Origin of the sequence: Kitasatospora sp. NPDC059088 (genome assembly GCF_042738155.1) — a bacterium.
GTDB lineage: Bacteria > Actinomycetota > Actinomycetes > Streptomycetales > Streptomycetaceae > Kitasatospora.
In genome coordinates this window covers 20559-33324 of sequence record NZ_JBHYGR010000040.1, presented here as the reverse complement: position 1 = coordinate 33324, position 12766 = coordinate 20559, and the positions used below count along the sequence as shown (strand labels likewise).

Here is a 12766-nt window from a genome sequence, read left to right as displayed (position 1 = left end):
CGGACCACATCGTTGCATGTATGGCTACGGAACGAATACCTCATCACGCGATGAACGATGTGCGGTGTCGGCTTGATAACGGGTGGTCGAGATCGGTCGAACAGCCGTTGACAGGCCCATTGGTCTAGGCCAAGCTCCAGGCATCTGGTCTACACCACTAGGCCGGTAACGATGAATCCCCCCACCCGCTCGAAGGGGTCCGCGGCACCTAATCTCCCGCTTTGCGTGGGTCTGCCGCTGCCGCCCGACGGGGGTAACCCAGGCATCCCTCAGGAGGATGGCGTGAAGCGTCAGCTCATCGCGGCGGTCGGCGTCGCAGCAATGGTCGTCGGTCTCGCGGCCTGCAGCTCGGACGGCAAGAAGGACGACGGCGGTTCCTCGTCCTCCACGTCGGCCGACCGGTACAAGGGCAAGACGCTCAAGGTGTGGACCATGACCGGCTCCGCCCCCAAGGGCTGGACCGACGCGGTCAAGACCGAGTTCGAGACCACCTACCCGGGCTCCAAGGTCGACTTCCAGGCCCAGGAGTGGACCGACATCGGCCCGAAGATCACCGCCGCGCTGTCCGAGGGCTCGGTCGACGTCCTGGAGCTGGGCAACACCCAGACCTCCGGCTACGCCGCCACCGGCGGTCTGCTCGACATCACCAAGGACAAGTCCGCGCTGGGTGGCGACGCTTGGGCCGCCAACCAGAACGAGGCCGCGATGCTGGACGGCAAGCAGTACGCCGCCCCGTGGTGGGTCTCCAACCGCGTGGTCGCCTACAACAAGGACCTCTGGAAGGCCGCCGGCCTGACCGACGCGCCGAAGACCCTGGACGAGTTCTACGCCGACCTGGACAAGCTCAAGACCACCCCCGGCGTCGTCGACCCGCTCTACCTGCCGGGCCAGGAGTGGTACACCTACTTCGGCCTGCTCACCGGCGAGGGCGGCAAGATCGCCAAGCAGGAGGGCGGCAAGTGGGTCGGCGGCCTGGAGTCGCCCGAGGCGCAGCGCGCCTTCGAGACCTACAAGACGCTGCAGAGCCACTCGCTCACCGGTCCGAAGGACAAGGACGAGGCGACCCCGCAGCAGAAGGACGTCTTCGCCAAGGGCAACGTCGGCACCATGATCGCCCTCGGCTGGGAGCTCCCGCTCGAGAAGGAGATGCCGAAGGACAAGATCGGCTTCTTCCCGATCCCGGGCAAGACCGCCGACAAGCCCTCCGGCGTCTTCATCGGTGGCTCGAACCTCGCGATCTCCGCGCAGAGCAAGAACACCGCGATGGCGAAGGACTTCCTGAAGATCGCCCTCAACGACAAGAACGAGGGCATGGTCGCCGCGGCCGGCAACATCCCGAACAAGCCGGCGCTGAACAGCCAGCTCACCGGTGACTTCGCGAAGGCCGCCCAGGCCGCCACCGCGGTCGGCGGGATCACCCCGAACACCCCGAACTGGGCCAGCGTCGAGAACACCCCGAACCCGATCAAGGACTTCCTGACCGCGGTCCTCCAGGGCGGCGACTACGCGTCCACCGCGAAGAAGTACGACGACGAGATCGCCAAGCGGCTCAACCAGAAGAACTAGTGCATCGAGCGGCGTCGCTCACCGGCCCCCGGCGGGGGGTCGGTGGGCGGCGCCCGTCCGTCGTGGCCGGGTTGTGAGGAAGTGAGAACGATGGCTGTGCATTCGGACCGGGTGCAGACGCAGTCCCCGGAGTCAGGGGAGGCTGTGGTGGCCGAGATTGACACCAGTGCCGCCGGCGGCGGAGCCAAGGGCACCGCGCCGAAGGGCACCAGACCCGCGAGCGGCCCCGGTCTCGGCGCCCGCTCCGCGCCGTACCTGCTGCTGCTGCCGGCCATCGTGGCGACCATCGTCCTGCTCGGCTGGCCGCTGCTGAAGACCTTCCTGCTGTCGTTCCAGGACCTCAACCGGCGCCAGCTGGTGATGCACCTGACCGAGTGGACCGGCTTCGACAACTACAAGGAGCAGCTGAGCGACCCGGAGTTCTGGTCGGTCACCGGTCGCACCGTCGCCTTCACCCTGGTCAACGTGGTGCTGATCATGGTCGGCGGCACCCTGGTCGGCCTGCTGCTGAACGTCCTCGGCAAGAAGATGCGGCTCGCGCTGTCGGTCGCGCTGCTGATGGCCTGGGCGATGCCGGTGGTCGCCGCGACCACCGTCTACACCTGGCTGTTCGACGAGCAGTGGGGCGTCGTCAACTGGTGCCTGGACAAGCTCGGTTGGCACTCGATGGCGAACTACAACTGGATGAGCGACGAGTACTCGACGTTCTTCGTCGTCATCCTGCTGATCGTCTGGATGTCGATCCCCTTCGTGGCGTTCAACATGTACGCCGGGCTGACCACCATCCCCAAGGAGCTCTACGAGGCCGCCCGGATGGACGGCGCCGGCTCCTCGAAGATCTTCAGCTCGGTGATCTTCCCCAACCTCAAGCCGTTCTTCCTGGCCACGACCTTCCTCGAGGTCATCTGGGTCTTCAAGTCCTTCACCCAGATCTACGCGATCAACGGCGGCGGCCCCGAGAAGCTCACCCGGACCCTTCCGGTGCACGCCTTCCTGGAGGGCTCGGGCAGCCAGCACTACGGCGTCGGCGCCGCGATCGCGGTGCTCACCATCCTGATGCTGGGCGTCCTGATGGCCTACTACTTCCGCATCATGATCAAGCAGGAGGACGAGCTGTGAGGCGCTCTCTCTTCGGACGTACCTGGCCGAACGTGATCGCGGTCGTCCTCATCGTCTTCTTCATCTTCCCCGTCTACTGGATGATCGCGACCGCGTTCAAGCAGAACAACGACATCATCAGCAAGACGCCGGTCTTCATCCCGCTCGACGCGACCTTCGAGCACTTCACCACCGCGGTCAACGCACCGGACTTCTGGACGTACGTCACCAACAGCATCACCGTCACGGTCGGCGCGGTGCTGATCTCCCTGGTGATCGCGACCCTGGCGGCCTTCGCCATCGCCCGGATGAGGTTCCGCGGCCGCAAGGCCTTCGTACTGGTCATCATGCTGGCCCAGATGGCGCCCTGGGAGGTCATGACCATCGCGGTCTACATGATCTCCCGCGACAACGACATGCTGAACAGCCTGCTGCCGCTGACCTTCTTCTACATGATGATGGTCCTGCCCTTCACCATCTGGACGCTGCGCGGCTTCATCGCCGCGGTGCCGAAGGAGCTGGAGGAGTCGGCCATGGTGGACGGCTGCACCCGTACCCAGGCCTTCGTGAAGGTGATCTTCCCGCTGCTGGCCCCGGGCCTGATGTCGACCTCGCTGTTCGGCTTCATCACGGCGTGGAACGAGTTCCCGCTCGTCCTGATCGTCAACAAGGAGCAGGGCAAGACCCTCCCGCTCTGGCTGTCCTCCTTCAAGACGGCCTTCGGCAACGACTGGGGCGCGACCATGGCGGCCTCCACGATGTTCGCCGTCCCCGTGCTGATCCTGTTCGTCTTCCTGCAGCGCAAGGCAGTCGGTGGTCTGACCGACGGCGCCGTGAAGGGCTGAGCCACCGTGAGCATCCTCGTACCCACCGTCCCGGACAGCGACCAGCTCCACCGGGACGCCCTGACCGTCCTGCAGCCCGGCTTCGTCGGCACCGAGCCGCCCGCCTGGCTGCGCCGCCACCTGGCCGCCGGGCTCGGCTCGGTCGCGCTGTTCGACCGCAACGTGGTCGACCTCGACCAGCTGTCCGCCCTCACCGGCGCGCTGCGCGCGGAGAACCCCGACCTCCTGATCGCGATCGACGAGGAGAGCGGCGACGTCACCCGGCTGGAGGCCGGCTCCGGCTCGTCCTGGCCGGGCAACCTCGCCCTCGGGGCGATCGACGACCCGGCGCTGACCCGGGACGTCGCCCGCGAGCTGGGCCGGGCGCTGGCCGCGGCCGGCGTCAACTACAACTGGGCGCCCACCGCGGACGTCAACTCCAACCCCCGCAACCCGGTCATCGGCGTGCGCTCCTTCGGCGCCGACCCGGAGCTGTGCGCCCGGCACACCGCCGCCTGGGTGGAGGGCCTCCAGTCGGCCGGCGTGGCCGCCTGCTCCAAGCACTTCCCCGGCCACGGCGACACCGCGGTGGACTCGCACCACGGCCTGCCGGTGATCGACGTCGACCTGGACGTGCTGCGCACCCGCGACCTGATCCCGTTCCAGGCCGCGATCGCGGCCGGCACCAAGGCCGTGATGACCGCCCACATCATGGTCCCGGCGCTGGACCCGAAGCTGCCCGCCACCCTGAGCCCGACCGTGCTGCGCGACCTGCTGCGCGCCGCCCCGGCCGACGGCGGCCTCGGCTACCAGGGCCTGATCGTCAGCGACGCGATCGAGATGGGCGCCATCGCCGACACCTTCGGGATGGGCCAGGGCACCGTGCTGGCGCTGGCGGCCGGCGCGGACGCGATCTGCGTCGGCGGCGGGCTGGCCGACGAGGAGACCGTGCTGATGCTGCGCGACGCCATCGTGGCGGGCGTGCGCTCCGGCCGGCTCACCGAGGAGCGGCTGGCGGACGCCGCCGACCGGGTCCGGGCGCTGGGCAGCTGGGGCCGGATCGCGGCCCAGGGCGAGCAGGCCGAGCCGGACCTCGCAGTGGGCCTGCGGGCCGCGCGCCGGGCGCTCAAGGTGGTCCGGGCGCCGGGCCGCGAGGTGCTGCCGGTGAGCGAGCGCCCGTACGTGGCCTCGTTCTCGGACGAGCCGAACATCGCGGTCGGCGACGTGACCCCGTGGGGCGTGGCCGGCATGCTGGCCGACCGCTTCCCGGGCACCCGGACCCGTGCGGTGTCCGCGGCCGAGGCCGCGCCGGAGCTGCTGGAGGCGCTGGTCGCCGAGCTGGTGGCCGGGGCCCAGGGCCGCCGCCTGGTGCTGGTGGTCCGGGACGCCCACCGGCACGCCTGGATGGCCGCCGCGCTGGCCCGTCTGGTGGCGGCCCGGCCGGACGCCGCGGTGGTGGAGATGGGGCTGCCCCAGTCCGAGCCGGTCGGCGCGCTGTACATCGCCACCCACGGCGCCGCCCGGGTCTGCGGGCTGGCGGCCGTGGAGGTGCTCACCGGGCAGCCGGGAGCGGTCGGCTGAGACCGTACGGACGTCGCCGGCCGGAGCCGGGGGCGTCCGCCGACGGGCCCGTCATGCGCATGTCGCATGGCGGGCCCGTCGCGTTTCCCCGCCGTCGACCCGGACGTTCTCCGGATGACCGTGCTCCCTCAAGGCAGCCTTAAATCCACCTTAAGTCCCACTGAGGGTGACGGTCTGACGACTGATCGCCACGCGGTACAACGGGTCGGCAACAGCCTTGCTGACAAGGCCTGTTGGCCGTTGACACCACAGTTGGTCTAGGCCAGAGTCCATGCAACCGGTTCGAAATTGAACTCACCGGTTGTGGTATTGCGCCCTCCTCGAAGCTCTTCGCCGCCCCCGCCAGGACTCTCCGCCGCGGGCGCCAATCACGCTGTCGGCGGGCACCACCGTTCTTGGACAACCCTCGGAGGATGGCGTGAAGAAGCGTCAGCTCGGTTCGACGCTCGGGATCATGGCGCTGGCAGTCGCCCTGACGGCCTGTTCCTCGTCCGGATCACCCTCGGCCGACGGCCGGAGCTCCGCCGCGGACCCGCAGGCCGCCTCCGGCACCGTCACCGTCTGGTTGATGGACGACGCCCAGAAGAACTGGCCGGACCTGGTCCAGCGGGTCAACGACGAGTTCGCGGCGAAGTACCCCAAGGTCGGCCTCAAGCTGGTCTACCAGGGCTGGGCCGACAAGGTCTCCAAGCTCGACAAGGCGATCGCCGACGGCAGCGCCCCCGACGTGGTCGAGCTCGGCAACACCGAGACGATGAAGTACGTGCTCTCCGGCGCGCTGGCCCCGGTGGACCGCACCACCTTCGACAACTCCGACAGCTGGATCAAGGCGCTCGCCAACACCTGCACCTACCAGGACAAGCTGTGGTGCGTGCCCTACTACGCGGGCGCCCGGGTCGCGGTCTACAACTCCAGCGTCTTCCAACAGGCCACCGGCAGCGCGGAGTTCCCCAAGACCGAGGGCGAACTGATGACCGCCCTGGACAAGATCGCGGACAAGAACAGATCGGACCGGACCTTCTCCCCGCTCTACCTGCCCGGGCCGTACTGGTACGCCGCGATGAGCTACGTGGCCGCGTACGGCGGCAGCATCGCCAAGTTCGACAGCTCCGGCAACTGGCACGGCACCCTGCACGACGCCAAGTCCCAGCAGGGCATCGGCCACTTCGCGGACCTCGTCCGCAAGTACAACAAGGGCGACCTGACGCAGAACGAGCAGAACCAGTTCGAGGCCATGGCGCGCGGCCACGCCGCGTCCTTCTACGGCAACGGCTTCGAGGCCGCCAGCGTGATCGCGCCGGTCACCGGGGATTCGGGCCTCAAGGACAGCGTCAAGGTCGCCACCATGCCCGGCCCGGACGGCAAGCCGCTGCCCACCTTCATCGGCGGCTCCGACCTCGCCGTCACCGCCAAGTCCCAGCAGGCGGGGCCGGCCGCCGACTGGATCCGGATGTTCACCAGCACCAAGTCCGAACAGGCGCTGGCCGACAAGGACATCCTGCCGAACAACCTCAACCAGCTGAACCCGTTGAAGAACAAGCCCAACACCGCTGCCGCGGCCAACGCCGTCCCGGACGCCTGGTTCACCCCGCTGGCCCCCGGCTGGGGGGCGGTCGAGAAGCAGAAGATCATCCCGGACATGCTGACCGCGATCCTCAAGGGCAAGTCCGTCGACCAGGCCACCAAGGACGCCGACGCGGCGATCGACCAGCTGATCAACAACCCGTCCTGACGCCCGGCCCGCCGCACCGCTCGCCGCACCGCTCGCCGCACCGCCCCCGATCCGCCCCGGTTCGGGGGTGCCGCGGCGGGGGCCCGCTCGTAGGATTGCCCAGCAGGAACCGCAGCGAGTGTGCGGACTCGCCGCCGTAGAGGTCCCCGTCGGGCAACCCGCCCGGGCGGGGTCGACCCATCTCATCGGAGGCAATCCAGATGTCCGACCCGCAGACTGTTTCCGTCCCCGGCCGGATCATGGCGGCGGAGATGGCCGAGCAGCCGGCCGTCCTCCGGCGCATCCTCGACGAGGGTGCCCCGAAGATCCGCGAGATCGCGGCCGGGATCGCCGCCCGCAGCCCCCGCTTCGTCCTGCTGACCGCGCGCGGCACCTCCGACAACGCCGCGCTCTACGCCAAGTACCTGATCGAGATCCTGCTCGGCAAGCCGGCCGGCCTGACCTCGATGTCCACCACCACGGCGTACGGGGCCCAGCCGGACCTCACCGACGTCCTGGTGATCACCGTCAGCCAGTCCGGCGGCTCGCCGGACCTGGTCGCCTCCACCAAGGCCGCCCGCGAGGCCGGGGCGATCACCCTGGCCGTCACCAACAACCCCGACTCCCCGCTCGCCGAGGTGTCCGAGTTCCACATCGACGTGCTGGCCGGGCCGGAGAAGGCGCTGCCGGCCACCAAGACCTACACCGCCGAGCTGCTGGCGCTCTACCTCCTGGTCGAGGGCCTGCGCGGCGGGGACGGCTCGGCGGCCGAGGTGCTGCCGGGCCTGGCCGCCGGGGTGCTGGCCCGCCAGGCGGAGGTGAAGGCGCTGGCCGAGCGCTACCGCTTCGCCCAGCGCCTGGTCATCACCTCGCGCGGCTACGGCTACCCGACCGCCCGCGAGGCGGCGCTCAAGCTGATGGAGACCACGTACATCCCGGCCACCCCGTTCTCCGGCGCCGACCTGCTGCACGGGCCGCTGGCCATGGTGGACAACGTCTCCCCGGTGATCGCGATCGTCCCGGACGGCAAGGGCGGCGAGGCCCTCCAGCCGGTGCTGGACCGTCTGCGGGGCCGCGGCGCGGACCTCGTGGTGATCGGCCAGCGGGCGCAGGTGGACGCCGCCTCGGCGGGCTTCGCGCTGCCCGCCGGCGTGCCCGAGGAGGTCCAGCCGATCCTGGAGATCCTGCCGCTCCAGCAGCTCGCCTACGAGGTCACCATCGCCCGCGGCCAGGACCCGGACGCCCCGCGCGCCCTGGCCAAGGTCACCGAGACGCACTGATACTCGCCCGCTCGCCTCCGGGGCGCTCCGACCCGGTGCCGACGGTCGTCGCTCCGATGCCCCTCGTTCCTCGGGGCCTCCTCGCTCCTCCCTCTCGACACCGGCGCGCCCCTTCGGCTCGGGGCGGGTGCTCGCCCGCTCGCCTCCGGGCGGGGGCGCCCGCCGGAACGGAACCGGCCCCCGTCCACAGGCTGTGGACGGGGGCCGGTTCACTGAGCGGCGGAAACGGGTCCGGAAAGCACTACGGGCCACGGCGCCGACACGGGACCCTCAACCCATGCGGCACCGCAGCCCGGAGCTGTCGTCGGGCACCGGTGTCGATCGAGGACTGTGCGGGGTCCTCGTTCGCCGGCGTCCGACCGAGGAGAAGCCGCGCGCGGTCAGGGCAGTTGCGCGGTGGGCCTCTCCTTGGTGCCCTTTCATTGTGGACTAGACCAATCTGCGTTGTCCAGGCCGCTCGGTGAATTGGTCTAAACAACTCCGGACAGTCATCCGGCGCCAGCGGACAGTCCGCCGAGCCCCCCGCCGGGCCTCGGCGCTACGCTCGCCATGTGCCCTCGCTGAACGAACTCGTCCGCCGCCACACCACCCTGACCGGGGCCGACGTGGAATGGCTCCACATGCTGGTCTCGGAGTGGCAGCTGCTCTCCGACCTCTCCTTCGCCGACCTGGTGCTGTGGATCCCCACCTGGGACGGCATCCGCTACGTCTCGGTGGCACAGATGCGGCCCAACACCGGGCCGACCTCCTACCAGGACGACATGGTCGGCCACCTCGTCCCGCGCGGGCGCCGCCCGCTGCTGGACGCCGCCTTCGACGAGGGGCGGATCGTGCGCGAGGGCGATCCGGAGTGGCGCGAGGAGGTCCCGGTCCGGGTCGAGTCGATCCCGGTCCGGCGCGAGGGCAAGGTGCTCGGGGTGATCGCCCGCAACACCAACCTGCTGACCGTGCGCACCCCCAGCCGGCTGGAGCTCACCTACCTCCAGAGCGCCTCCGACCTGGCCCAGATGATCGCGGCCGGCAGCTTCCCGTTCCCCGGCGTCGAGCAGGCCGACATGGACGCCGCGCCCCGGGTCGGCGACGGCCTGATCCGCCTGGACGCGGACGGCATCGTCACCTACGCCAGCCCCAACGCGCTCTCCGCCTACCACCGGCTGGGCCTCACCACCGACCTGGTCGGCAGCCACCTCGGCCGGGCCACCGCCGACCTCGTCCCGCCCTCCCGCTCGGCCGTCCACGAGGCCCTGGTGAAGCTGGCCAGCGGCTGGGCGCCCCGGCAGACCGAGGTGGAGGTGCAGGGGGGAGTGGTGACCCTGCGCGCGATCCCGCTCAAGCCGAAGGGGACGCTGACCGGCTCCCTGGTGCTCTGCCGGGACGTCACCGAGCTGCGCCGCCGCGACCGCGAGCTGATGACCAAGGACGCCACCATCCGGGAGATCCACCACCGGGTGAAGAACAACCTGCAGACGGTCGCCGCCCTGCTGCGGTTGCAGTCCCGCCGGATGGAGTCCGAGTCGGCCCGGGCCGCGCTGGACGAGGCGGTGCGCCGGGTCGGCTCGATCGCGATCGTGCACGAGACGCTCTCCCAGGCGCTGGACGAGCAGGTGGCCTTCGACGAGATCGCCGACCGGGTGCTGGCGATGGCGATGGAGCTGTCCCAGGACGGCCGGGTGGCGACCCGCCGCAGCGGAAGCTTCGGCATCCTCTCCGCCGAGGTGGCCACCCCGCTGTCGATGGTGTTGACCGAGCTGCTGCAGAACGCCCTGGAGCACGCCTTCGGCCCGACCGCCTCCGGGAACCTGGAGGTCAGCGCGCTGCGCGGGCGGGCCCCGGCGACCGGCATGGGCTGGTCGGACAGCTGGAACGGCGGTGCCAAGCCGGAGGAGTACCTGCTGATCACCGTGCAGGACGACGGGCGCGGCATGCCGGAGGGCTTCGACCCGAAGACGGCCGGCAACCTCGGGCTGCAGATCGTCCGGACGCTGGCCACCGGTGAGCTGGGCGGGACCTTCGACATGGTGGCCGGCCCGAACGGCGGCACCAAGGTCATCCTGGAGATCCCGGTGCGTTGATGCGTCGGGTTGCGCGGCGGGGGCGTGCGTGCGGCGGAAGCGCCGGGTGCGCGCTTCACGCGCCCGGCGTGCGAAGGCGGGGCACGGCCAGGTCGGGCGCCGGGCCGGAAACAGAAACGAGGCCCTGTCGACCGGGGGGGGTGGGTCGACAGGGCCTCTCAACCCGTTCCGGCCGTCGGGGGGAGTCGGCCGGAACGGGGGCTCTAGGTGGTGCGACACCTCGCATGTGCGTTGCACACGGTGAGCGCCTCAGCTCCACAATATTGCTCTAAGTGAACAGTATCAAGTGGCTGGACGGTTCGGTGTCGCGGGACCTCGCGTGGCAAGGCCCTTGGTGCGGAAGGCTTCACCAGGAGGTGCAGGGAAGCCTTTGATCATGTGTTGATCGGTTGTTGATCGGTACTACGGTTACTGCTGGTGCTACGGCGTGTGACCAGATGCTGCTGATCAGGCGGTGCGGGCGCGGTTGCGGGCGGCACGGCGCTTCATCGCGCGACGCTCGTCCTCGCTCATGCCGCCCCAGACGCCGGCGTCCTGGCCGGTCTCGAGGGCCCACTGGAGACACTGCTCCATCACCGGACAGCGGCGGCACACGGCCTTGGCTTCCTCGATCTGCAGCAGAGCAGGACCGGTGTTCCCGATCGGGAAGAACAGCTCCGGGTCCTCTTCGCGGCAGACAGCGCGGTGGCGCCAGTCCATGGTCGTCCAACTCCTCCTGCCGCGGGGGGTGGCCCGATCGGCATAATCGAATGGCTTGTGAATGTGAACGCTTTCACGAATCCCACAACAGCAAAAGAGACCAAAGGCCCATCGGGCCCGGGTGGTCTGTGCTGGGGGGATTCGGCGATTCGAGGGACACCCCGCGGTCGGCGCTCCTGTGGTTCCGGAGTTGCCGTCGCTGCGATGTGTCCCGATCGCCATGTAGAGGTTCGCAAACCTCGGGCTCGGATACAACCCCCTTCGGGGAGGAATTTTTGATTCTTCGGTGTCGCCTAGCTCACAGCCAGTACTTCTATGGAGTGAAGGGGGCTTGTGCGTTCGAGAAGAAGGGCGAAGCCCCCTTCCGGTCACACAATCACACGCAGTGCCCGCCGAACGCCTGTGAAACTGACGCGACTCCGGTCTCCAAGATGGTCCCCGTCGACCTGGAACGGCACAGGTTCCTGGGAAACCAAGGTGAAGTGTCTGACGTCGTGATAGGAGACGACGTGCTTTCCGGACGGGCCGGCCGGCGGGGCGCCGTCGCTCGAAGGCGCGTACGACCGCAGGATCTGACGGATCGTTCGAGCAGTACCGAACGCCGTCATCCGGGTGATGCCGAAGACGTCCAGATCCGTGTCGAAGGAGGCGAGGGGCGAGGGGTAGACCGGACGGCTGCCGAGGAACGTCCACGGCGAGGTGTTGCTGACTATCGTCAGCGCCAGGCCCGGAACGGCCTCGCGGCCCGGTATTTCCAAGGCCACCGGGCCCGAGCGGCGCTGCTCACGCTGGGTGAAGTAGTGTCGGAGGGCCTGCCCGACGTACAGGGCGTGGGTGGACTTGCGCCCGGCCCTGCGCTGCTCCTCGACCCGGCCCACCACGCCGGCGTCGAAGCCGAGGCCGGCGGTGAAGGTGAACCAGCGGTCCGGCAGCCCCTCGGTCATCGCCTTGCCCAGGCCGATCGGCCGCTCGTGCCCCTGCTCCAGTGCGTTCAGCAGGGCGCCGGTGGCCTCCACCGGGTCGTTGGGCAGGCCCAGTGCGCGGGCGAAGACATTGGTCGAACCGCCCGGCACCACGGCCAGTCGCGGGACCTTCTCGCCCGGGCCGTGCGCCAGCAGCCCGTTCACCACCTCGTTGACGGTGCCGTCCCCGCCCAGCGCCACCACCAGGTCGACCGTGCCGTCCTGGGCGGCGTCCCGGGCCAGGTCGTGCGCGTGCCCCCGGTACTGGGTCTCGGCGACGTCCAGCTTGAGGTCGCTGCGCAGCGCGTGGATCAGTACGTCCCTGGTCCGGCCACTGGTGGTGGTGGCCTTGTGGTTCACGACCAGGAGAGCGCGCATGGGGAAAGCCTACGGGGCCGTACGGACCGACCGGCGGCTACCCTGCTGGAGTGACCGCAGAATCCTCCGCACCCGTACCCGCCCGCCCGGTCCCGCTCACCCTGGGCGCCGCCATCACCGCCCTGGAGGGCGCGGCGCTCGCCGTCGTCGGCGTCTCGGACATGGTGTCCGCACTGTCCGGCCAGGCCAAGCAGCTGGCCCTGAACGAGTTCGGCGGCCTGGTCATCGTGCTGCTCGGGGTGCTGCCGATACTGGCCGCCCGCGCGCTGCTCAAGGAGCGCCGCTGGGGCCGCAGCCCCGCCGTGCTGACCAACTCGATCTGCCTGCCGGTGGCTTACTACATGGTCCAGAGCGGCGGCGCGATGATCGCGGTCGGTGCGCTGGTCGGCCTGCTCGGCCTGGTGGGCATCGGTGCGCTGCTGAACCCGAGGTCGACGGCGGCCCTGTACGCGCAGCAGGAGGGCTGAGCGCCCCCACCGCCCCGAACACGAACGGACGGGGGGCCCGCGCGCCCCCGGCGGCGGGGGGCGGGGGGGGGGGGGGCGGGGGCGGGGGCGGGCGCGGCTGGGCACCGGCCCGCGGGGGGGGGGGCGCG

General features: G+C 70.0%; 10 protein-coding genes. 8 read left to right on the top strand and 2 right to left on the bottom strand.

From position 1 onward, the window contains the following. Positions 1–282: 282 nt before the first annotated feature. From ACFWXO_RS19705 to ACFWXO_RS19675, 7 genes are all read left to right on the top strand, one after another. Positions 283–1566, top strand: coding sequence for an extracellular solute-binding protein (locus ACFWXO_RS19705; protein WP_380525139.1), 1284 nt, complete (start codon positions 283–285; stop codon positions 1564–1566). Positions 1567–1656: 90 nt separating this feature from the next. Further along, positions 1657–2685 carry a carbohydrate ABC transporter permease gene (locus ACFWXO_RS19700; RefSeq protein ID WP_375894041.1) on the top strand — a complete coding sequence of 343 codons (1029 nt, stop codon included), beginning with the start codon at positions 1657–1659 and terminating at the stop codon, positions 2683–2685. Beyond that, positions 2682–3509 (top strand): carbohydrate ABC transporter permease, encoded by an 828-nt coding sequence (locus ACFWXO_RS19695; RefSeq protein ID WP_375894038.1) that lies wholly within the window; start codon positions 2682–2684, stop codon positions 3507–3509. Before ACFWXO_RS19700 ends, ACFWXO_RS19695 begins: the two co-directional genes overlap by 4 nt. A gap of 6 nt (positions 3510–3515) precedes the next feature. Continuing rightward, the gene (locus ACFWXO_RS19690) at positions 3516–5069 is read left to right on the top strand and encodes a glycoside hydrolase family 3 protein (RefSeq protein WP_375894036.1); all 1554 of its coding nucleotides are present in this window, start codon (positions 3516–3518) and stop codon (positions 5067–5069) included. Positions 5070–5523: 454 nt separating this feature from the next. After that, positions 5524–6801, top strand: a complete 1278-nt coding sequence (locus tag ACFWXO_RS19685; RefSeq protein WP_375894181.1) for an extracellular solute-binding protein — start codon at positions 5524–5526, stop codon at positions 6799–6801. 200 nt (positions 6802–7001) lie between these two features. Beyond that, positions 7002–8060: an SIS domain-containing protein gene (locus ACFWXO_RS19680; protein WP_380525136.1), complete on the top strand. Its 1059-nt coding sequence runs from the start codon at positions 7002–7004 to the stop codon at positions 8058–8060. A 551-nt stretch (positions 8061–8611) separates the two neighbouring features. Then, positions 8612–10132, top strand: a complete 1521-nt coding sequence (locus ACFWXO_RS19675; protein ID WP_375894031.1) for a sensor histidine kinase — start codon at positions 8612–8614, stop codon at positions 10130–10132. Positions 10133–10579: 447 nt separating this feature from the next. Here ACFWXO_RS19675 and ACFWXO_RS19670 read toward each other — a convergent pair whose 3' ends face one another. Together ACFWXO_RS19670 and ACFWXO_RS19665 are read right to left on the bottom strand one after the other, a co-directional pair. After that, positions 10580–10831, bottom strand: a complete 252-nt coding sequence (locus ACFWXO_RS19670) for a WhiB family transcriptional regulator (RefSeq protein ID WP_014138019.1) — start codon at positions 10829–10831, stop codon at positions 10580–10582. 368 nt (positions 10832–11199) lie between these two features. Next, positions 11200–12171 carry a diacylglycerol/lipid kinase family protein gene (locus ACFWXO_RS19665; RefSeq protein WP_375894028.1) on the bottom strand — a complete coding sequence of 324 codons (972 nt, stop codon included), beginning with the start codon at positions 12169–12171 and terminating at the stop codon, positions 11200–11202. A gap of 50 nt (positions 12172–12221) precedes the next feature. Between ACFWXO_RS19665 and ACFWXO_RS19660 the strand changes: the two genes are divergently transcribed. Then, positions 12222–12638: a hypothetical protein gene (locus ACFWXO_RS19660; RefSeq protein WP_375894025.1), complete on the top strand. Its 417-nt coding sequence runs from the start codon at positions 12222–12224 to the stop codon at positions 12636–12638. Positions 12639–12766 lie beyond the last annotated feature (128 nt).